At 33.6% G+C, this 22,794-nt stretch carries 17 protein-coding genes; 10 read left to right on the forward strand and 7 right to left on the reverse strand.

Going from position 1 to position 22,794, the window contains the following annotated elements; genetic code table 11:
• The first annotated feature begins 199 nt into the window (after positions 1-199).
• Positions 200-1,222, forward strand: coding sequence for a glutamine synthetase beta-grasp domain-containing protein (locus ACGLWY_RS00480; protein WP_396617731.1), 1,023 nt, complete (start codon positions 200-202; stop codon positions 1,220-1,222).
• A gap of 343 nt (positions 1,223-1,565) precedes the next feature.
• On the opposite strand, the gene ACGLWY_RS00485 is transcribed toward ACGLWY_RS00480, so the two are convergent.
• Positions 1,566-2,513: a calcium/sodium antiporter gene (locus ACGLWY_RS00485; RefSeq protein WP_396617732.1), complete on the reverse strand. Its 948-nt coding sequence runs from the start codon at positions 2,511-2,513 to the stop codon at positions 1,566-1,568.
• Between the two features lie 280 nt (positions 2,514-2,793).
• Between ACGLWY_RS00485 and ACGLWY_RS00490 the strand changes: the two genes are divergently transcribed.
• Positions 2,794-3,153 (forward strand): BlaI/MecI/CopY family transcriptional regulator, encoded by a 360-nt coding sequence (locus tag ACGLWY_RS00490; protein WP_396617733.1) that lies wholly within the window; start codon positions 2,794-2,796, stop codon positions 3,151-3,153.
• Between the two features lie 2 nt (positions 3,154-3,155).
• Entirely contained in the window at positions 3,156-5,111 is a 1,956-nt protein-coding gene (locus ACGLWY_RS00495) for a M56 family metallopeptidase (RefSeq protein WP_396617734.1), read from the forward strand.
• A 65-nt stretch (positions 5,112-5,176) separates the two neighbouring features.
• Here the strand turns inward: ACGLWY_RS00495 and ACGLWY_RS00500 are convergent, their stop codons facing one another.
• Complete coding sequence (locus ACGLWY_RS00500) at positions 5,177-7,141, reverse strand: endonuclease (RefSeq protein WP_396617735.1); 1,965 nt, start codon at positions 7,139-7,141, stop codon at positions 5,177-5,179.
• Positions 7,142-7,663: 522 nt separating this feature from the next.
• On the opposite strand from ACGLWY_RS00500, the gene ACGLWY_RS00505 reads away from it, so the two are divergent.
• The gene (locus ACGLWY_RS00505) at positions 7,664-7,816 is read left to right on the forward strand and encodes an SsrA-binding protein (RefSeq protein WP_396617736.1); all 153 of its coding nucleotides are present in this window, start codon (positions 7,664-7,666) and stop codon (positions 7,814-7,816) included.
• Positions 7,817-7,890: 74 nt separating this feature from the next.
• On the opposite strand, the gene ACGLWY_RS00510 is transcribed toward ACGLWY_RS00505, so the two are convergent.
• The 5 genes from ACGLWY_RS00510 to ACGLWY_RS00530 all read right to left on the reverse strand — a co-directional run bounded on the left by ACGLWY_RS00510 (position 7,891) and on the right by ACGLWY_RS00530 (position 16,269).
• On the reverse strand, positions 7,891-9,840 hold the full coding sequence (locus ACGLWY_RS00510) for a heavy metal translocating P-type ATPase (protein ID WP_396617737.1): 1,950 nt from the start codon (positions 9,838-9,840) through the stop codon (positions 7,891-7,893).
• Positions 9,841-9,895: 55 nt separating this feature from the next.
• The gene (locus ACGLWY_RS00515) at positions 9,896-10,312 is read right to left on the reverse strand and encodes a Fur family transcriptional regulator (RefSeq protein WP_396617738.1); all 417 of its coding nucleotides are present in this window, start codon (positions 10,310-10,312) and stop codon (positions 9,896-9,898) included.
• Between the two features lie 8 nt (positions 10,313-10,320).
• Positions 10,321-11,529: an efflux RND transporter periplasmic adaptor subunit gene (locus ACGLWY_RS00520; protein WP_396617739.1), complete on the reverse strand. Its 1,209-nt coding sequence runs from the start codon at positions 11,527-11,529 to the stop codon at positions 10,321-10,323.
• Between the two features lie 2 nt (positions 11,530-11,531).
• Positions 11,532-15,863, reverse strand: coding sequence for a CusA/CzcA family heavy metal efflux RND transporter (locus ACGLWY_RS00525; RefSeq protein ID WP_396617740.1), 4,332 nt, complete (start codon positions 15,861-15,863; stop codon positions 11,532-11,534).
• A 94-nt stretch (positions 15,864-15,957) separates the two neighbouring features.
• Positions 15,958-16,269, reverse strand: a complete 312-nt coding sequence (locus tag ACGLWY_RS00530) for a DUF6660 family protein (RefSeq protein ID WP_396617741.1) — start codon at positions 16,267-16,269, stop codon at positions 15,958-15,960.
• Positions 16,270-17,231: 962 nt separating this feature from the next.
• Here ACGLWY_RS00530 and ACGLWY_RS00535 point away from each other — a divergent pair.
• The 6 genes from ACGLWY_RS00535 (at position 17,232) to ACGLWY_RS00560 (ending at position 22,792) form a co-directional block, all read left to right on the forward strand.
• The gene (locus ACGLWY_RS00535) at positions 17,232-17,624 is read left to right on the forward strand and encodes a hypothetical protein (protein ID WP_396617742.1); all 393 of its coding nucleotides are present in this window, start codon (positions 17,232-17,234) and stop codon (positions 17,622-17,624) included.
• Positions 17,625-17,628: 4 nt separating this feature from the next.
• Positions 17,629-20,142, forward strand: coding sequence for a DUF4132 domain-containing protein (locus ACGLWY_RS00540; protein WP_396617743.1), 2,514 nt, complete (start codon positions 17,629-17,631; stop codon positions 20,140-20,142).
• A gap of 18 nt (positions 20,143-20,160) precedes the next feature.
• The gene (locus ACGLWY_RS00545; RefSeq protein WP_396617744.1) at positions 20,161-20,817 is read left to right on the forward strand and encodes a hypothetical protein; all 657 of its coding nucleotides are present in this window, start codon (positions 20,161-20,163) and stop codon (positions 20,815-20,817) included.
• 78 nt (positions 20,818-20,895) lie between these two features.
• Positions 20,896-21,399, forward strand: a complete 504-nt coding sequence (locus ACGLWY_RS00550) for a hypothetical protein (protein ID WP_396617745.1) — start codon at positions 20,896-20,898, stop codon at positions 21,397-21,399.
• 245 nt (positions 21,400-21,644) lie between these two features.
• The gene (locus tag ACGLWY_RS00555; protein ID WP_396617746.1) at positions 21,645-22,028 is read left to right on the forward strand and encodes a hypothetical protein; all 384 of its coding nucleotides are present in this window, start codon (positions 21,645-21,647) and stop codon (positions 22,026-22,028) included.
• Positions 22,029-22,036: 8 nt separating this feature from the next.
• Entirely contained in the window at positions 22,037-22,792 is a 756-nt protein-coding gene (locus ACGLWY_RS00560; protein ID WP_396617747.1) for a hypothetical protein, read from the forward strand.
• The last annotated feature ends 2 nt before the right edge of the window (positions 22,793-22,794 follow it).

Here is a 22,794-nt window from a genome sequence, read left to right on the forward strand (position 1 = left end):
TAAACATATGTTTTTCTTTGTGTTAAGAATTTTTCATTATTTATATAAAAAAATATACTTTTTTTAATAGAAGCCTTAAAAAAATAGGGTATAAATAAAAATAACTTAGGTTTTTACTTTAATACCCCCTTGGATATAAAGTATCTTAATAAAAATATATATTTGTTGAAATATTATTAATTTCTCATTTTAAAAAATTATGGCAAAAATTAAATTAGAATACATTTGGTTAGACGGTTATTACCCAACTCAAAACATGAGAAGTAAAACCAAAGTAGAAGAGCATGAAAACTTTAAAGGAACTCTTGAAGAAATAGGAAACTGGTCTTTTGACGGATCTTCTACAAGACAAGCAGAAGGTGGATCTTCAGACTGTTTATTAGTGCCTGTAGCAATTTATCCAGATCCAGAGCGTGTGAATGGATATTTAGTAATGACTGAAGTTATGAATGCCGATGGAACACCTCACGAATCTAATGGTAGATCTACTATTGATGATGACAATGATGATTTCTGGTTTGGTTTTGAGCAAGAATATTTTATAATGGATACAGCAACACAGTTACCACTTGGTTTCCCTGTTGGTGGTTATCCTGCTCCACAAGGCATGTATTACTGTTCTGTTGGTGGAAAAAATACACACGGTAGGGATTTAGTTGAAGAGCATGCGGATTTATGTATCCAAGCTGGTTTAAATTTTGAAGGAATTAACCAAGAAGTTGCTTGTGGACAATGGGAATTCCAATTGTTTGCTAAAGGCGCAAAATTAGCTGGTGATGAATTATGGATTGCTAGATATTTACTAGACAGATTAACTGAAAAATACGGTTTCTATATCGAATACCACCCAAAACCACTTGGAAAAGATATGGATTGGAATGGTTCTGGTATGCACGCTAACTTCTCTAATTCTACTTTAAGAACTTGTGGTTCTAAAGAAGTTTACGAGAAAATATGTGAAGCGTTCCGTCCTGTTGTAAAAGAACATATTGAAGTTTACGGTGAGTTTAACGACCAACGTTTAACAGGTAAACACGAAACAGCTTCTATTACTGATTTCTCTTATGGAATTTCTGATAGAGGTGCATCGATTCGTATCCCTTTAATTACTGTAAATAAAGGTTGGAAAGGTTGGTTAGAAGATAGACGTCCTGCTTCTAATGGTGATCCATACAAAATTGCAGCTAGAATTGTTAAAACTGTTAAATCTGCAAAGATTTAATTTTAAATACATTTTGTTCATAATAAGAAAGGGTTTGCAAATTGCAAACCCTTTCTTATTACTAATGCGAATCAAGGGTTGGATTTTAAAGAATGTTAATATTCAACAAGTGTACTTCTGAAATTAATAATCCCTACTTTTTTTGTTGGTTTATTCTTTAAACAAAGATTACCCAAATAGTACGACATCGTTTTTTTATAATTAAGAAGAGTCCTATTGAAGTTAGGAAAATTGGAGTTTGCTAGCTTTAAGGAAATTTAGCCCAATCAGGGTTTAAAACCCTGATTGGGATGACTCTTTTTCAACCCTTGATTCGTATTACGAATTAAGTATAGCTAGTAAATCACTTTCCAGAAGTAAACAGTAAAAACATAAAAATACCATAAACAAAGACCAAAAAGAATCCTTTAGCTCGGTTAATTTCAAACTTCTTAGGCAAAAGCACTAACGGGAACAACACAAAAGCAAAACCTAACATCCAAAAAATATCACTTGTAAGTATTAATGGTTCTGTAACAGGTATGGGCTTAATAATAGCTGTTAAACCTAAAACTGAAGCGATATTAAAAATATTGGAACCTATTAAATTACCCAAAGAAATGGCCTTTTCCTGTTTAGCAGCTGCAATAACAGATGCCGCTAATTCCGGAACACTTGTACCTATAGCTATTAAAGACACCCCTATTACCGCTTCACTAACCCCTATAGACAAAGCAATGGCTTTAGCTCCTTCTACCAACCACTCACTACCAAAATACAACGACACCGCACCAATGGTCAACCATGTACCTATTTTAAAATTGGAAACCACAGCCAATGTTTCGTCAACTTCTTCTACAACAGTATCTTTTTTTGTACTTCTTATCAAAATTATCAAAAATAGAACCAAGCCTAAAAAAAGCACAATACCCTCAAAAGCCGAAAGCACATTGTCGTTTTTAAGAAAATAGTATAGCACGATGGAGAACACCATCATAACTGGCCAATTAAGTCGGTAAAAAGCTTTATCTACAGCAATAGTCCCTACCATAGCCGTAACGCCTAACACCAAACCTATATTCGCAATATTAGAACCCACCACATTGGTTATGGCGATAGCTGGCGAACCCGACAAAGCTGCTTGTAGACTTACTAATAATTCGGGGGCTGAAGTTGCAAACGATACCACTGTCATGCCTATTACCATTTTAGATATATTAAACTTAAATGATAAAGCTACCGACGACCTAACAAGGAACTCCCCACCTACTACTAATAATGTAAATCCTAAAACAACCCAAACTATACTCATTCTATTATTTTTTTTGCGAAGATAAATGAAAGTTAAAAGTTTGAAGTTAAAAGTTAAAAGTTTTTATCCTAAGCTAAAATTAGGCTTCTGAGCTCTGTTAAACAACAAATGAAAACTTAAATTTTAGTTAAATAACTAAATATATAGTTGTATAACTATAAAAATAGTTATACGTTTGTATTGCGTTAGGGGTTGCAGCGGCATCCTTTTTTGCCATTAAAGCAAAAAAGATATAGTGAAAAACCCGACCCTTGTGGTAACGCCCTAAAAACACAATTCAATGGAAAAGTTAACAAATAAAGAAGAGGAAATCATGCATATTTTATGGAAGCTTGAAAATGCTTTTGTAAAAGATGTTTTAGCTGAAATTAAAGATGACAAACCGCATTACAATACCCTTTCAACAATTATTAGAAACTTAGAAGACAAAGGCTATGTTAGTTATAATGCCTACGGAAAGACCCACCAATACTACCCCATTGTAAGTAAAGAGGACTATAAAAAGCGTTTTATGACGGTGGCTATTGATAACTATTTTAATAATTCGTATAAAAATATGGTATCCTTTTTTGCTAAAGAAGAAAAGATTAGCGTTGAAGACTTGAAAGAGATTATTGCTTTAATAGAAAAGGACAAATAATTATGGAATATTTAATAAAAGCCAGTGCTATTATAGCTTTATTTTATATAATTTATAAAATTTTATTACAACGCGAAACCTTTTTTGATCTGAATAGATGGTTTTTGTTAATAGGATTAGTTGCTGCCTTTTTACTGCCTTTTATAGTCATACCCATTTATGTAAAGGCGCCCCCTTTAGACTTTTCCGGTTATATTTTTGAAACACCTATTGCTCCCGAAAACACAGAAAAACCCTTTAATTTATTAGATTATTTCCCAATAATTTATGGCTTAGGGGTTGTGTCTTTTTCTATTCGGTTTATTGTTCAGTTTACATCTTTGGCTTTAGTGTTTATTAAAAACAAAGGTGAAAAAATTGATGGTTATAGATTTATAAAAACAACTAATGTTGTATCGCCATTTTCGTTTTTTAATTGGATAGTCTATAACCCAATACAATTTAATAAAACAGAGCTTGAACAAATAATTACCCACGAAAAGGTACACGCAAAACAAAGCCATTCATTCGATATATTAATAGCGCATATAAGTTGTGCTGTACTTTGGTTTAATCCATTTATCTGGCTATATAACAAAGATTTAAAACAAAATTTAGAATTTATAGCCGATGCGGTTACTGCAACCAAAACCGACTGCAAAAAAAGCTATCAATATACTTTACTTAAAACAACCATGCCATCTCATCAAATGGCTTTAACCAATAATTTTTACACATCATTAATCAAAAAACGAATCGTTATGTTACACAAATCAAAATCAAAAAAAATCAATCAATTTAAGTATGCTTTGGTTATGCCGCTTCTTGCTGTATTTCTCATGAGTTTTAATACGGAAGAAGTTTATGTTGAGCAGCAAAAACCTTCTACTGAAACTTCAATGGAGAATGATGTGGTAGAAGTTATTATTTTCAAGGAATTTACTGAAGCCGATTTAGAAAACCTACAAAAAGAACTAAAATACGAAGGTTATATCGCAAAATTTAAGGGCATAAAGCGTAATAATAAAAATGAAATTACTGCCATTAAAATTGAAGTAACTTCAAAATCTTCAAATGCCAATTATAGCATTGATGGAGATAAACCAATAAGTCCGATAAAAATAAGCTTGAACAATAATGATATCTCCATTGGTAACGGCAACATGATGAAAGAAAAACATGTGGTTATTATTTCTGATGACGAAGAAGATGATGAAGATAAAGTTGTTCATTCTAGACATAAAAAAAGGGTAATTGTAATTTCCTCTGACGACGACGATGATACTATTATAAAAGAAGAAGTTATAATAAAAAATGGAGATACAATTAAATACAATAAAAATACAGGTAACGATTTAAAAACTTGGAAGATAACCGTTGGAAAAAATGCCGTTTCAGATACTACAAGTTTTTACCCTTCTAATTCTCAGCCTTCTAAAAAAAGAGTTGGTTTAAATTGGGTTTCAGATGAAGACAAAAAGGTTCGTGTTCATACTGAAAGTAAGTCTAAAGTAAAGATTGTTACATCTGCAGACAAAGAACCTTTATTTATAGTTGATGGCAAAGAAATAACAAAAGAAGAATTTCAAGCGTTAGACCAAAATGACATTGGGACAATAACTCTTTTAACAGATACAAGTGCCACTAAAACTTACGGTGACAGAGGTAAAAATGGGGTCTTTATACTTACAACAAAAAAAGAATACAAAATTGAAATGAACAACGGTAGCGTAGTTAACAAAGCAACCTCAATGAAAGAAGGAAATCTAACTTCTTATGACGGTAGTGCCATTCTCAAAGTAAAAGACGAAGGAACCTTAGTATTTATTGATGGTAAGGAAAAAACTTTAAAAGAAGCAGAACGGCTATCCCCAGAAAATATAGAAACTATGAATGTACTCAAAGGAAAAGAAGTCATTAAAAAATTCGGAGAAAAAGCAAAAAATGGCGTTATTGAAATAACGACTAAAAAGAAGTGATTTCCTTTTAGAATATAAGACCTCACAGGTTTCAAAAACCTGTGAGGTCTTATAGGTTTACAACACTAATTAACCACTATTTTATGTGTTTTGGTGTTGCCTTCATAATTTACATGAAGCAAATACATACCGCTTGATACATCCAAATCTATTTCAGAATTGGCATAAATTTTAAAGCTTTTCAATTTTCTACCATCTAAAGATAACACTTCTACAGTACTTTCATTTTTTATACCATTAATAAAAAAAGTGCCCGCTGTAGGGTTTGGGAATATTTTAATAGAAGATGCTTTGCCATCATGCACGCTTAATGCCTGGCTCCACACTTGCCCAACCCTATTTCCCCATAAATATTCAACCAAATCGGGGTGATCTATAAACGGGTTTCGATTGTACTGCCAAGTATAAACCACGTTGTTTCTGTTCATTTCAAAATCGTCTGGCGGATCGTTTCTATGCCAATCCAAAAGCGTTTCTAAATCCCCAAATTGCCCTGTAATACCTTCGGGATAACCATTTACAATTTCCAATCCGTTATATCGCACTGCCATATAAAAGACACTTCGAGCCACATCGCCTTTAAACTTACCTAAAGTACCTGAAGGGCCGTTGTACTCGCCATAAAACTGGTTTCCCCTACTGCTATTCTCTGGCCCATCGGCTGCTCGTAATGCATGCGCATCGGAGTTTCCATGACGTAAAGAATCGGCTGTTGTATTCCAAAATACGTTCTTACCATCGGCAATATCATCTAAATCGATACTCTTAAATCCGCCTCGCGAACGTGGAAATGTATGTTCTTTGTTCCATTTACCAATACTATTGGAAGTTGTTTGGTAATCCAGCTTAGCACGCCCCATTTCTTTATATACCAACCAAACCTGATTGCTATGTGCCGGGTTTTGGTCGGCTTCTTTTAAAATATCAATAACATCTGCATAAGTTTGTGCTTTTACCAGGCCTTCTTCGGCTATAATATCTTGCAGGGCTTGATGTAAAGCACTACCAAATTGTCCTTCTAAACGATTATAATAACCTGCCGGCTGTGTACTTGCCACCATTCCATAAGTGGGATTTATAGGCGTTCCAAAAGGTGCCACTTGAAAATCATTATCAACAACCCGAATTCGTAAATTATTATTTAATGAATAATTGGGCGATACAAGACCCGATAATTTAACAAGCATTTCTTCGTCTCCTTCGTCAAAATCATCATCAACTAACGTCATACTTGTTGAAGATGTACGCGTACCATTTAGAATGGTTATAGAGGTATTCCCTGTAAAATCTGAGGTATTAAAAGTCCCATTATTTAAGGTAATGGTAACATTCATATCTGAGGTTAGGGCTTGTTCTGAGGTTAATACAATATCAAACGTCTCACCTTCATTATAACTCGTTTGTGCTATCGTCATTAAAATACCATTTAAAACCACTCCACTGCCATCATTTAACTGCCTTGGTGTCGGTGATTTTACGGTATAAGTGCCATCGGTATTCCTTTGGATTGAGTTGGTATTATTGGTTGCACCTTCGCTAATTATTTGGATGCTTGGTTTAAATGCCGAAAAAATAGAAACAAATTCATTTCCATCTGATTGTGTTGTTCCATAGATTAAAACGTCAATAAGCGTATCGTCTACATAAGCCTTTACTGGTTCTTCAAAATCTAAGTCATCAGCCTTATAAATAGCTACGGCATCTACGCCATTTTGAATACTATTTGGTGCTATAACATATTGGGGAAACGGCGACAGGTTTGTACTACCAATTAATAGCACTCCATTAACATCAGTTTCGTAACCATCCAAGTCTAAAGCCAAATAACTTGTATGTTGCCCGTTAGTTGAGCCATTAAAAAAAACCAGCACAAATCCATCCAATGAAAAATTTGGGGTTTCGGATAATAATTCCACAAACTCCACTTCATCAATTCCGGGTGTGTCGCAATCTAATTCATTTATTACTATTTGGCTAAAACCCAATCGTGATATAAAAAAAATAAGAAATAAGAGGAGACTTACTTTCATAGAAACTTTTTTTTACAAATATATCGCTCTTAAACTATTTTTAAGTTTCTATGTAAAACTTTAACTAAGCTATATACAGTTCATAAAATTATTAAACATAAAAAGATCAAATTGATAAATCATGCCGTTTTTATAACAAACAGCCCCTTGCTTAACAAAAAAAGCTCCAAAAAAGGCCTATAAATGTTTTAAAATGAAATTAAAAATATAATATATGATTACATTTCATAACATCATACAAGACACGTCATAAAATATTAATAGATATATCATTTTTAGACTTACATATTTGTATGCAAATTCATAGATTTTTATAAAATTTCAGGTTTATATTTTAGTAAAAATGTACCTTCAATGAACATTGATGTTATTAAACTATTTACTAACCTTAAAAAACCTAAAATGATGATAACACTTGCCAAACTTATAATCGTTATTATACTTTCGATTATATAAGACAACAAACGTAAAACTTAGTCTAGAATAAGTTTTACTATTTTTGTTTTCTGAAGTATTTTAAAAATGAAAAAGCAAGTATTCAAATTTTTAGCAAAGGTTAATAAACTGATACTACCCAGTTATTCTAAAAAACAATTGGATTTAACTAAAGCAACCAAGTTGCAAATGGCAATTATTGGGTGGAGATGGTTTGTAACAAAAAATGCATTGGATTGATTTTATTATATAGAACTCATCTTAACTTTTTTCAATTGGCTCCAAAATGATCCTTTTATAATGTGATATTTTAACTAACCCCAATTCATCCGCTGTAATCTAACTGCATTCAATATGGCTAACAATGCCACACCTACATCTGCAAAAACCGCTTCCCACATGGTGGCTAAACCACATGCTCCTAAAATCAATACAATTACTTTAACTCCAAATGCCAATATAATATTTTGCCAAACGATCTTACGCGTAGAACGACCTATTTTTATGGCTTTTATAACTTTTGAAGGTTGGTCGGTTTGAATAATCACATCTGCGGCTTCAATAGCAACATCACTTCCTAAACCTCCCATGGCAATACCAACATCGCTTGCTGCCAAAACAGGCGCATCATTAATGCCATCACCAATAAAAGCTATTTTATTTGCTGGATTTTGTTTTAAGATTTCTACTTCATTAAATTTGTCTTCTGGTAATAATCCACCTTTTGCTTTTTCAATACCTAATTGGGAAGCTACTCGTTGGGTAATGGAATCTTTATCTCCAGAAAGCATCATAATGTTTTTAATGCCTACTTTATGAAGCGCCATAATCGTTTCTTTTGCATCTTCTTTTAACTCATCCGCAATAACAACATAGCCTGCAAATTTAGTATCGATGGCCACCAAAGCAATAGATTCTACAATGGATTCTATTTCATTGGACACCTCTATATTGTTTGAAACCATTAAATCCTTATTTCCAACTAAAACTGACCTGCCATTTACTTTGCCTTTCAATCCTTTACCTGCAATTTCAGTAACGTTTTGGGCCTTAAATTCATTGTCTTTTTCTTTATATTCCAAAATGGCTTGTGCTATGGGATGGGTAGATTGTGCTTCCATAGCCAATAGGTAATTCATGAATTCTTTTTCTTCCCAACCAAACGTTTTGATTTCTTTTATTCTGAAAACGCCTTTAGTAACAGTTCCTGTTTTGTCCATTACCAAGGTATTTATTTTAGTCATGGCATCAAGAAAAGAAGCTCCTTTAAACAAAATCCCATTTTTTGAAGCAGCTCCCAAGCCTCCAAAATACCCAAGTGGAATGGAAATCACCAAAGCACAAGGACAGGAGATTACTAAGAAAATTAAGGCTCTATACAGCCAATCCCTAAAGACATAATCTTCTACAAAAAAGTACGGTAACAGTGTGACTCCAACAGCTAAAAACACGACAATGGGTGTATAAATACGTGCAAACTGCCTTATGAATAATTCTGTTTTCGATTTACGAGCCATGGCGTTCTGTACCATTTCGAGAATACGGGCTATGGAACTGTCTTTAAACGCTTTGGTAGTTTCTATTTCGATAACACCATCAAGGTTAATGCTTCCTGCGAATACCTTATCGCCCTTAGCAATGGTATCGGGTTTGCTTTCACCTGTTAAGGCTGCAGTATTAAAAGACCCTTTTTCAGAAAGTAAGACACCATCTAAAGGCACCTTTTCACCCACACGTATTTGTATTTTTTCACCAATGTTCACATCTTCTGGCGATATACTTATATAATCATCATTTCGAAACACATTGGCTGCTTTTGGTCTTACATCGAGTAAGTCTTTAATATTTCCTTTGGCTTTTTTTACTGCTGCATTTTGGAACAATTCACCTACGGCATAGAATAACATTACCGCTACACCTTCTGGGTATTCCCCAATTACAAAAGCACCTATGGTAGCAATTGACATTAAAAAGAACTCTGTAAACACATTGCCTTTTTTAATACTTTCCCATCCTTCTTTTACTACAGGTAAGCCAACTGGCAAATAGGCAAAAATGTACCATACGATGCGAGACCAATCTTTAAAAAACGAGACATCAAAATAATCTAAAGCGATACCCGTCATAAGCATTGTAAAACTTATGATTGCAGGCATATAAGCTCTTAGCCTATTGGATTTGCCTCTATCGACATAATCGCCGCCCTGACCATGTTCGTCTTTTTTATTTTGTATATCTCTTAGATTGACGCTCTTTTTTTTCATTGTTCTGTTTTATAAATAACAAAGATGCCATTAATAAGGACGCAATGGAAGTGCATTATTGCCCACTACATTTATCACAAATGCCTTTTACCACCAAGTTTATATTTTCTGAAATAAAGCCATCTGGGACTTTTATTTGAGGGATTTTATGATCGGTCAAGCAGATGGTTTCATTGCAGTTATTACAGTGGAAATGCAGGTGCAGGTCGGTTTCAATCTCATAATTACAATCATGTTCACACAGCGCATATTTAATAATCCCTGTGCCATCGTCTATTTGATGCACAATAGCATTTTCTTCAAAAGTTTTCATAGTTCTGTACAGGGTCGTCCTATCTGCTTTTGCGAAAGCATTTTCAATATCGGTCAAGGTTACAGCGATCTGCTTTTTTGACAAAAACTTATAAATTAATAAGCGCATTGCGGTAACCCGAATGTTTTTTGATTCTAATAGGTGTTCTATGGTTTCCATAGTTAATGTTAATGTTCGTGTTCTGCTTCGCCTTTCTTCATTTCTGCAATGAGGTAATAGGCATTGTTGTAGGCAAATGCCGTATGAGGTTTTGGGTCTTCTAAAAATTGAATCGCAACCCAATTACCATCTTTAGCACCCAGAATAACTTCAACAGGCGAGAACGACCAATCGTCATTTTCTTTTTCTGCTGAAAACACATAAAACCGATCGCCATCTTTTACAATGGCACTTTCCGGTAATGCTAAGGTTTGTATATTATCTACTTGAATTCTACCCTGAATATACATCCCAGGAATTAAATGGCCTGTTTTGTTTTCAATTTCAGCGTGTACATGAACCGCTTTCGGATTGTCTTCAAAGGTTTTACTAACCGAATAGATTTCTGCTGTAAGTTCAGTGTTTGGCACAGACTGTACTGTAAACGTTACTTTTTGACCTTCCTTTACTTTATATACATCTTTTTCAAACACCATAACATCGGCGTGAACGTGGTGTGTATTTACAATCTCAAACAACTCGGTTTGTGGTTCAACATACTGCCCTGTTTTTACTTCAACTTTTTGTACAAAGCCCTCTATAGGGGTACGTAAAGCAATGCGTTGTGCTATAACACCATTTTGGACAGACGCTGTATTGATATTTAGTATTTTTAGTTGCGCCTCCAGTCCATTTACCATAGCTTTTGAGGCATCATATTCTGCTTCTGCCTTTTGAAAATTGGCGCCAGAACCCACACCTGCATCATACAATTTTTGTTGACGTTCATAATTTTTCTTTAAAAAATTACTATGGCTACAGGCATTTAAATAATCGGTTTGCATTTGTATAATACTGGGATGCGAAAGATAAGCCACTATCTGACCTTTAGCAACCTTATCCCCTTCAATAACGGCAATAGATACCACATTTGCACCAACAACGGTCGTGATGGCAGCTTCATTTTGTGGAGGAACTTCCAACGTGCCATTAGCTTCAACATAACCACTCATATGGCGTAACGCAAGCGTGTCTATCTTTATTTTAAGTGCTTCAAACTGTTGATTTGTAAGCATTACGTCGTCGTCTTCGTGCTCAACTTCTTCTTTTTCAGTTGTTTTGACTTCTTCATTATGGGAATATCCATCGCTATGAGTATGGTTCTCCTTATTTCCACAAGCTAAAACCATTAGTGATAAGTAAAATATCGTTAAAAATTTATAGTTTATATGTTTCATTATTATTGATTAAAATAGTGTAAGTAAAATGTGCTGGCTAAATAATTCATTAAGGCTTCTTGAGCTTCCAATTCAGATTGAATCGCTTCTTTCACCAGTTGGGTAAAGGTGGCATAATCTATTTCACCTTCTTTGTATGCCAATAAAGCTCCTGCTTTTTGGTCTTTGGTTACTGGTAATACCTCATTTTTATAAAACTCCCAAGAGGTTTTCCATTTACTGTAATTTTCTTTGGCCTGTATAAATTGTGATTGTATTTCTTGCTTTTGAAACTGTAATTGGGATGCCGCAATTTCCTTATCGATTTTTGCCGTTCTTATCTCTGCTTTAGTTATACCAGATAAAAATGGAATAGATATGCCTGCTTGATAACTGTAAAATCCTGAATTACCCCCTACTTTTTGCAAACCTCCTTGCAGATTCAATTTGGGCAAATTATCTGTTTTTGCCGCTTTATAATTGGCTTCGGCTTCATTTACTCTAATCTGTGAAAAACTGTATAATGGATGTGTTTCGATATTGAATTCCTTTTTGTTGACCTCTAAATCTTCAAACTCATTTGAGACGGTATAAAATTCGTCAGAAACCAACCAAAGATTCAGCTGCTGTAAAGCAATCATATAATCACTATAGGCTTGCGCTTTTTTATTCTGAATTTGAAATGCTTGATTTTTAGCTGCCGAATATTCTAACTTGGAAATGGCTTCCACTTCATAGTTCAACGTGACTGCTTGCTCAAAGTTGGCATAAATAGTATCCAATTCTTTATACAAATTGTATTGTTGTTTCATTTGATAGCATTTTGCCCAAGCCTTCTTAACTTCCAATTCCAGTTCTAATTCCGACAGTTGATAGGCTTTTTGTGCTAATTGAATGCGTCGTTCCTGTAAGTGTTTTTTAGCCCCAATCCCAAATATATTTATATTTGATTGTCCCATACCAATGGTGGTATAAACACCTGTTTCATTATTGATTTCTTCGCCGCTTGTGAAAATTTGAGTAGTGCCAAAGTCATAAGCAGTCGCTTTTAATCGCTCTTGTTTTTCAATTTCCAACTGTTTTTGTTTTAACAATGGGTACTTATTTTTTGAGAGTGACACAGCTTCTTGTAAGCTTATCTCTGGGAGCGTATCGGTTTTTTGCTGTGCGTTGCTATACTTAGGAAAAGCTAGCATTAATACTAATATCGTTGTGGCTGTCACCATCTTTTTGTTCACTTTAAGAGTAAAAGATTTGCGCTCTACCCAATGGTATAGTATCGGCAACACAAAAAGTGTCAACAACGTCGAAGTCAACAAACCACCAATGACTACAGTTGCTAAAGGACGTTGTACTTCTGCGCCTGCCGATGCTGAAACTGCCATTGGCAAAAACCCTAACACATCGGTTAAAGCGGTAAGCATAATGGGTCTGATTCTTCGTTTCGTCCCTTCTATAATACGGTCCTTAAGGTTGGTCACACCTTCTTCTTTTAATTCGTTGAGACCGCTAATCATAACCAAACCATTTAAAACCGCCACACCAAACAGTACAATAAACCCAACACCAGCCGAAATACTAAAAGGCATGTCCCGAAGCCATAAGGCAAAAACACCACCAATAGTTGCCATAGGGATTGCTATGTAAATCATAAGGGTTTGTGGCAACGATTTTAGTGCAAAATAAATGAGTATAAAAATGAGCAATAACGCCAATGGAACAACAGTTTGAAGACGATTGCTGGCACGCTCTAAATTCTCAAAAGCACCGCCATAACGGATAAAATACCCTGATGGTAGCTCTAATTGTGCATCTAACTTTGATTTAATTTCGGTGACCAATGATTTTACATCACGACCTCTTACATTAATCCCAACATAGGTCCTACGGTTGGTATTGTCCCTACTAATCTGCATCGGCCCTGCTTTATAGGATATGTCTGCAATTTCGCGAAGCGGAATTTGAGCACCAGTGGGCAAACTAATATATAGGTTTTGAACATCGGATATATCTTCACGGTTTTGCGCATTTAAGCGGACCATTAAATCAAAGCGTTTTTCACCTTCAAAAATAACTCCTGCATGGCCTCCAGCAAAAGCCGATTGCACGGTTTTATTTAAGGTATTAATCTGTAGACCGTATTGGGCCAGTTTGTTCCGATTGTATGTAATGGTCATTTGTGGTAAGCCTGTAGTGGCTTCGGCTTTCATATCACCAATACCTTCTGTACCTGCGATTATTTTTGATATTTCTTCAGCTTTTTGCGAAAGCACATCAATATCCTCTCCATAAAGTTTTATGGCAATGTCCTCTCTAACGCCTTCAAGCAATTCATTAAAACGCATTTCAATAGGTTGAGTAAACTCATAATTAACACCTGGGATTATTTCAACCGCTTCTTTTATTTTTTCTATCAACTCATCTTTTGAATCGACTGTTGTCCATTCGCTTTTTGGTTTCAGAATTACAAAAACATCGGCAAGATCCATAGGCATGGGGTCTGTTGGTATTTCGGCAACGCCAATACGACTTACAACTTTTTCCACTTCTGGAAATTTGGCTATTACAATTTGTTCTATTTTGGTCGTAGTTTCAATGGTTTCGGTAAGTGAGCTCCCTGGTTTTAAAATGGCGTGAAATGCAATATCGCCTTCATCGAGTTGTGGTATAAATTCGCCTCCCATTTTGGTGAACATAAAAACCGTAATAGAAAACAAAATCACTGCAATGCCAATAATCCATTTTCCCTTTTGTAAAGCTTTTTCCAATAATGGCCGATATTTAGCTTCTACCCAATGCACAACTGTATCACCATAGGATTGTTTATCATTTTTGGGGGCTCTTAATATCAAGGCCGACATCATTGGCACATAGGTAAGGCAGAGAATCATGGCGCCAATCATGGCAAAAATAAAGGTCAGTGCCATAGGTTTAAACATTTTACCTTCAATACCTTGTAATGCCAAAATAGGCAGAAACACTATCAATATGATTAACTGACCAAAAAATGCTGCATTCATCATTTTTTTGGATGCTTCAGAAGACACTTTATCACGTTCTTTTGAGGATAGTTTTTTCTTTTTTAATACTTGTGAAGCAATTATAAACACGGTGCTTTCTACAATAATGACCGCACCATCTACAATAATACCAAAGTCTATGGCACCTAGACTCATTAGGTTTGCCCAAACATCAAAAACATTCATTAAAATAAAGGCGAATAATAAGGACAAGGGAATCGTAGATGCTACAATTAAACCACCACGCCAATTTCCTAAAAGAAATATAAGCACAAAAATGACTATTAGTGCGCCTTCTATAAGATTAGTCACCACGGTAGAAGTGGTCTCGCTAATAAGTTTACTTCTATCTAAAAGTGGCTCAATTACTACTCCTTCGGGTAAGGATTTTTGGATTTCGGCTATTCTTTGTTTTACATTTTCTATAACATTATTGGAATTTGCGCCTTTTAGCATCATTATCAAACCACCAACAACTTCGCCTTCGCCATCTTGGGTTAGTGCACCATAACGAATGGCTGAACCATACTGCACTTTAGCAATATCGCCAATGGTTATTGGAATACTATTAATGGTTTTTACAACCGTCTTTTTAATATCATCCAGATTTCGCACCAAACCTTCGCCACGAATAAAATTAGCTTGATGATTTTTTTCGATATAAGCACCACCTGTATTCTGATTATTTGCTTCCAATGCTTCAAACACATCGGTTATGGTTAACCCTATGGATTTTAACTCATTGGGATCTACGGCAACTTCATATTGTTTTATTTTTCCGCCTATTGCATTTACCTCAACCACACCTTCAACCATGGCCATTTGGCGTTGTACAATCCAATCTTGTATGGTACGCAATTCGGTGATTGAGTAAGTGTCTTTAAACTCGGGTTGTACTTTTAGTGTGTATTGATAAATTTCGCCTAAACCAGTAGTAATAGGTCCCATGGTGGGTACGCCGAAACCAGCAGGAATTTGCTCTTTGACTTCGTTTAGTTTTTCAGCCACTAATTGACGTGGTAAATAGGTACCCATATCATCGTCAAAAACAATAGTAACTACCGATAAACCGAAACGCGAAATGGAACGAATTTCGATTACATTAGGAAGATTGCTCATCGCTACTTCTACTGGGTAGGTTACAATTTGCTCAATATCTTCAGTCCCTAAATTGGGTGCTTGTGTGATGACCTGTACTTGGTTGTTTGTAATATCTGGAACGGCATCTATAGGTACTTTGGTTATACTCCAAATACCAGCGACAATAATGGTAAGCGTAAACAAACCAATGATGAATTTGTTATTGATTGAAAAATCAATGATTTTGTTAATCATAGAAAAAGTTTAATGAATTATAAATAATGATAATTTGTCCATAATTAAAATGGGCAACAATAATTTATAAGATACCTGCCTTCGCAGGTATTTATTAAACTTGTGGTGGTTGTAAAATAGACGAATTAAAATCTTTCTCTAATCCGTGACAATGAAAAAATACTTCTGTAGAAATAGTTACTGTTGCTATGGTATAGTCCGTAATAGCAAAGTCTGTAACATATATAGGGCAGCAGTGGCAATGGCAGAAAGGGGAACATAAGTCTGCGTCTTGATGTTGATGGTCGTCACCAATGTCCTGTGAAGCTTCTGTTTTAGATTCATTATCAAATGTAGCGTTGTCTTCACAAGGTGCTAAATTAAGCGCGAAGATATAGATTGATAATATAAATGCTAATAATTTCATTTGCACAAATATACAAATAAATGGATGCACTGGATGTGCAAAACTTAAAAAGCAAAACCGAACCTATAAAGCAAAGTGTTTCTTCATGAAATTACGTATGATCACCCAATACTTTCTTGATTATAATTTTTTTAATACTGTTTTTTTTTAATTTATCTCCATCCCAAATGCGATAGCTGTAAACTGGATAAAATTTTAAAGGATATAATTATTATGTTGTTTAAGGGTTATTTAATTATTGTATCCAGAAGCGTTTTTCTTTTTTGATTTTTTTTTAGTGCCACTTCCTTTTTGGATATTTTGATATGATTTCATAATCTGATATTTTGATTTACTTCCCGTAGAGCCGTCAGCTGTTATCTTTTTTTGATGCCTGATGTGATCCAATATTCAGGCTTGGTAAGACGTATAAAAAAGAGCGAGCGAGTTTAGCCTGAGCGTAGACGAAGGGAGCCTGGCTTTATGCCGTCGTCCAAGAATGAATCTTGTTGTTTTGCTGCCAAAAAAAAGAAGGGACAGTGATGGCTCGGAAGTGGATTAAAAAACCTTGTGAAATTTAAAATGGCAGGAAGTGGGACTCAATGGAATAATGGAATTCCTATTAAGCGGACTTAAGCCCAAAATTTGGGATTAGGAATGTAGTATCTTGCGTTTTTCAGCAAGAATGACGGAATGGAAATTCTAAACTTTGGGCTTGTGTCCAAGACCTTTTTAATGAAGCGCTTTTCCCGAAATGGAGCTTACGGAATGTAGTGGGAATGTGCTGATAGATTGTTATGGATTCTGTTATATCTATGGAAACAAAAATCTAACTACTATGACAGAAACGAAATCTGTGTAAGTAACTAAATTAATTATTGCCTTATATTTCGCATAAATTTATTAGATTAGTCAAGTTAAATAATAGAAGCTTTTTTTTAATATAAGCGAAACAGTTTCTTCTAATATAGTAACCATAAATTATGACCACACTTACAATAAAAGACGAAACTGCCTCTGGAGACATCCTAAATGAAATTAGGGTTATGGTTGAAAATGAAAGAACCACATTGAAAGAAATAATCACGACTCGCATTTTAACTGAAGTTAAGGTTTATAACAAATCAAAACCTGAGTATTTCAAAGGATTGATCCAACCAAGTGAAGCTGAGAAAACATTAAATGGATTTCGAGTTAAAAAAAGAACCCCTATCGATGGTGAGCGACAGGTTTATGTGGCTCTTGATGCTTTTTTGAATAATGGTTTTTTTGTAATAGTTGATGATGAACAAATCACGGATTATGATAGAGAGATTCTTGTTAATTCAGAAACATCTATTAGTTTTTTAAAGTTGACTCCTTTGGTTGGAGGGTAAGTATATGAAGAATTTTTTTAATAGAATATTTGGTTCCCATAATAGCGAAACACAAAAACCAGTATCATTTGATAATGAGGTGCATTTATTTTTGAGTGAACTCGTCAATGAATCTATTCGACTAAAAAAAGGCTATTCAATACAGTTGAGTAAACTTGAAACTTATAAAATTCTTAAAGCACAGACAGAGGCATTTAAAAAGGATACCATTCGCTTATTGATTTATTATAAAAATATTAATTACAGAGGGGTCAACAATATATGGGCTAAAGAATCATATTTTGTTAATGATGTATTTTCCAAATTACTTAGTTTATTGATGCGTTCTTCAGAAATAAACTTTAGTCAAGATGAATTATTGGAACTAAGTAATGATATAGTATTGAAAAAGAAAGGTTACATCAATACTTCTGAATGGGCTTTTACACCGCTTTTAAGTTCCATTGAAAAGGCAATTAAGGATAATGGTCTAACGTCAAAACTGAACCAAAGCCTTACTCTAATTGAAAATAGATTTTTGAGGCAGAATTATATTTATTCCGATGATGCTAAAATCATTAATAGAATAGCTAGTATTAAAGAAGGTCCTAAAGCATTTTCTGTTAGTTCCAAAGATAAATTGGGTAAAACAATTATTGAAACGACTAAGGAGTTTAAAGGAGAGAAACAAACTGCTTTTATTGCTTTATTAAATCATTTTTCTAAAGGAACAGAGAAAAGCAATCCTACCCAAGCATGGCTCAAAGATTCAGAAAGCCAAATAGCACTAATTGGCAAAATGCTGTTGATTACAACCTGTATTTCTTGGATTGATATTGTAATACAATTATTAAAAGAAATACATAAGAACAAATCTTATGAGTTTAGTTTTATTTCAGACGAAAACGTCCAACTATTACGTTCAACTATATGGTTAAGTTCATTGCTGAAAGATGATGATTTAAATCAAACGATTGAAGATTTAGGCTTATGGAGTTTTAAAAAATTACCAGGTCATGGAGCTGTTAGTGTCAAGCTAGGTAATGCTTGTATTTATGCTTTTTCAAAATTGCCATATAAAGATGGGGTTTCTAGACTTACGAAATTTAGAATGAAGATTAAATATCCATCCGTACAATCATTAATTACAAAAGCAATTGTTAGAGTTGCCGAGGCTGAAGGCAAAACAATGGATGAGATTGAAGAGCTTGCTGTTCAGGCCTTTAATTTAGATAATGACTATCAAATAATTAGAGAGTTTGATTCCTATAAAGGAATAATAAAAATTATAGATAGTAATACGGTTACCCTATTATGGGAGAATGAAAACGGAAAATTAATCAGGACTGTTCCTAAACATGTTAAAGATAATTTTTCAACGGAATTAAATGAATTAAAGAGACAACTTAAGGATATTCAATCAAATCTTAGCGCACAGCGAAATAGAATAGAAAAAATATTTTTAAGTAAAAGAGAGTGGCAATTTTCACAATGGAAAGAATTATACTTAGATAATAAGCTCTTGGCTTTTTTTGGAACAAAGCTTATTTGGAACTTTACCATAGACGAAAAAACTACAAGTGCCATTTTTCACAACAATAAATTTGTGAATGCCCATGGTTCTGTAAATATTGATTTTGAAGAATCCATGGTTGAATTATGGCATCCAGTAATTTCCAGTGTTGAAGAAGTAAAATTATGGCGAGACTGGTTATTTGAAAACCAAGTGAAACAACCCTTTAAACAGGCGCACCGTGAAGTCTATATTGTCACAGATGCAGAAAATACCACGAATTCTTATTCTAACAGATTTGCGGCCCATGTCATCAGACAGCATATTTTCAATGCCTTATGTAGAGAACGAGGGTGGCGATATCAACTTCAAGGTCAATGGGATTCCTATAACACACCTACTTTGACCATTCCTTCATGGAAGTATAAAGTAGAGTTTTGGACTGAAACCGAAGGGGTTCATGATTCGGCAAATGACATGGGAATTTTTAATTATTTGCAGACCGACCAAGTTCGTTTTTATGATGAAAGTAATCAAATTAACATGATTGATGTGCCTGCAATTGTGTTTTCTGAATCTATGAGGGATGTTGATCTGTTTGTAGGTGTCACAAGTATTGGAGCTGACCCTAATTGGAGAGATAGAGGCGAAGAAAGATTTCATGGGTATTGGTCTAATTTCTCATTTGGGGAACTTGCCGTTAGCGGTATCGAACGAAAGGCTTTGCTCGAAAACTTAATACCTAAACTTCACATAAAAAAAGCGTGCAGCTTTGAGGGAAATTTTTTAGTTGTTAAAGGAAAATTGCGAACCTATAAAATTCATATGGGAAGTGGTAATATTTTAATGAAACCCAATGATCAGTATTTATGTATCGTTGCGGATAGGTCGAAAAAAAATGAAGACATATTTTTACCGTTTGAAGGGGATTCAACCTTGTCAACCATATTAAGTAAAGCTTTTATGTTGGCGAATGATGACAAGATTAAAGATAAAACAATAATGAGTCAAATTGAGAATCGCTAATTATATATGTAGATTAATATGAAAGAACAATTTTCGATATTTAGAAAATTCCCAACTTTAGAGCAGGCAAATGAACTTGCAATAGAATTAGGCAAACAGGGAATTGATTTTATACTTGATGATAACGTACCTCCTGTAGATGTAACATTCGCCGGCAATACACTTCGAAATGAAATTGAAATAAGAATTAAACAATCAGATTTTGAAAAGGCAGAAGAAATTCTTGAAAAGAATGCCGAAACTTTGATGGATGAAGTGGATAAAGACTATTATCTATTTGAGTTTACAAACGAAGAGTTATATGAAATCCTTTTAAAGTCTGACGAATGGAGTAAGTTTGATTATACACTTGCTCAAAAAATTCTTGAAAAAAGAGGAAAGTCGGTTGATAAAGATTTGTTAAACTCTTTAAAAAATGAAAGGTTGAAAGAGTTAGCTAAGCCTGAAGGCAATCAAAAGCCATGGATTTTTGCTGGATACTTATTTTCTTTATTAGGAGGTTTTTTAGGCTTGGTAATTGGCTATTTTCTTTGGACTTCAAAAAAGACGTTGCCTAATGGGCAAAAAGTTTATTCGTATACAGAAAAAGACAGAAAACAGGGCATGTATATATTTTATATTGGGCTTATTATTTTTCCAGTAATTTTAATTATTAGAGCTTTTAGTTCAATTTAAAAACTAATTATAATTGATACAAAAACACTAAACTCGTTTCTTTAGACAATATTTTTAAGGGTTCGCAATTAAATACAAATGAAAAAAATTCCAAAAAAGATAAAAATTCTCAGCGCACTAGTTTCTATTTTAATATTCATATATATGAATTTGAATCCTTTTGTATTACAAACATTTTTTAAAAGAAAATTTGGCGAGTTTGATTACTATATTGGGTTTTCTACTAATTCATTCGATTATTTACTCCTATCAGCAATCCCAATTGCGGCTATAATTCTTAATTCAAAAAGAAGAAATTTTAGCACAAAGGAACTTATAATGGATAATGTGATTATTGTCATTTCTACATTAGTAGTTTTAGAAATAGGATATTATATGTTAAACTTTATAGGAAGACCAGTTAATCCATTAATACCTCAATATTTGGTATCAGAACCATTTGATGGCTATTCATTATTAGTTATTGGAGCTGGAATTTGTATTCCTTTTTTACTTAGAAAAGCAAATATCTACTATAATTTCAAACCAAAAATGAGAGATGAAATCATCAATGAAATTGGCACTAAAAATAACGTTGATTAATATATTCTACAAAACTAACCTAGTGAAATATAAATGATTTACTTTGAATTTATAGCGATAATTCCTTTGTTTATTTTTTTAGTGGATGGATATTATGAAAAAAACATTAAGAGAGGAGTACTTCAAATTTTAGCTTTTCTAATAACGGTTATAACAGCAATAACTTTAGTAAAAAGTTATGGTCTTATTTTTATATTTTGTGTTCCTGTTTTATTAATAATTTTTTTACTCATGTTTAATAAAAAATGAACGAAATATTTAAAGTAGTATACGATATTCTAAAATGGATTTCAAAAATTACAGGTCTAACATACCATGAAATTAATATAGTTGTTTATTTCATAATAGTTCCGTCAATATTTATTTACATGCTTGAAAGGATTTCTAAAACGAATTATCTTAAAATAGGATTTGGAGCTATAGTTCTTTTGACAATATTAATTGTTTCCGATTTTGAAAAATTCTCAACTTTATTATTTAACAAGTCAGTTGATTTTTTAAACTGGTTTGATGTAATAGGGCTTAATTATATTCAAGCTTCTGTAGTCATTTGCGTGATAATTCCAATTATTATATTGGGTCTTTTAATGTATTTGAATAAAAGAAAATCATTGAGCAAAAACAATTAACTATCAATATGAAAAGACTTAAAATAATATTTGGTTTTCTTTTACTTTATGGAGCGGGAAAGGAATACGTTGATGCTAGCAGACAGTTAGGTTCTCGCTATATCATAGGAATTATTATTCCGATACTACTTATTTTGCTTCTATGTACTTGGCTAATAGGAAGCGGTTTTTCTAAAACCAAACTTAAATTCAAATCTTTGAAATTCTTGAAGTATTTTGGGCTCTCATTTTTGATTTTTAGCATTGTTACATTTTTTAGTTTAATGTCATACATAATACCAACCAATTTTAAAACTATAAATGGTATTAAAATTCCAATTAGTAAATGCATAAATGGTAGTGTTAAAATGATACCTAAAGAGAATGCAAGAGAGGATTATTGCATTTGTTTGGCCGAAAAAATAACTAATGACCCAGAATCAAAGGAAAAGTATGAAAAAGACCTTGAAATGGGTGAGTTTGATAAAATTATTAAAGAATTGAATGATAACGATAAATTAGTTGAGTTGGATATTGAAAGCTGTATAACTTCAATCGAAATGCAATGGACTGATAATCTTGCAAATTCTATGAAAAAGAATATGAAAAAACAATTTGAAGGTACAGAATTTGAACAAATTATTGATGTAAATACATACTGCGACTGCGTTGTTAAAGAATATAGAAAATTTCCTCTTACTGAAGTTATGGAAGATGAATTTAAAGAAAGTGAAAATGCTAAATTAATAGAAGAGAAATGTATGTCTAAATCTTTAAAAGAATAATA

Source organism: Mariniflexile sp. HMF6888 (assembly GCF_044335535.1).
Lineage (GTDB): Bacteria > Bacteroidota > Bacteroidia > Flavobacteriales > Flavobacteriaceae > Mariniflexile.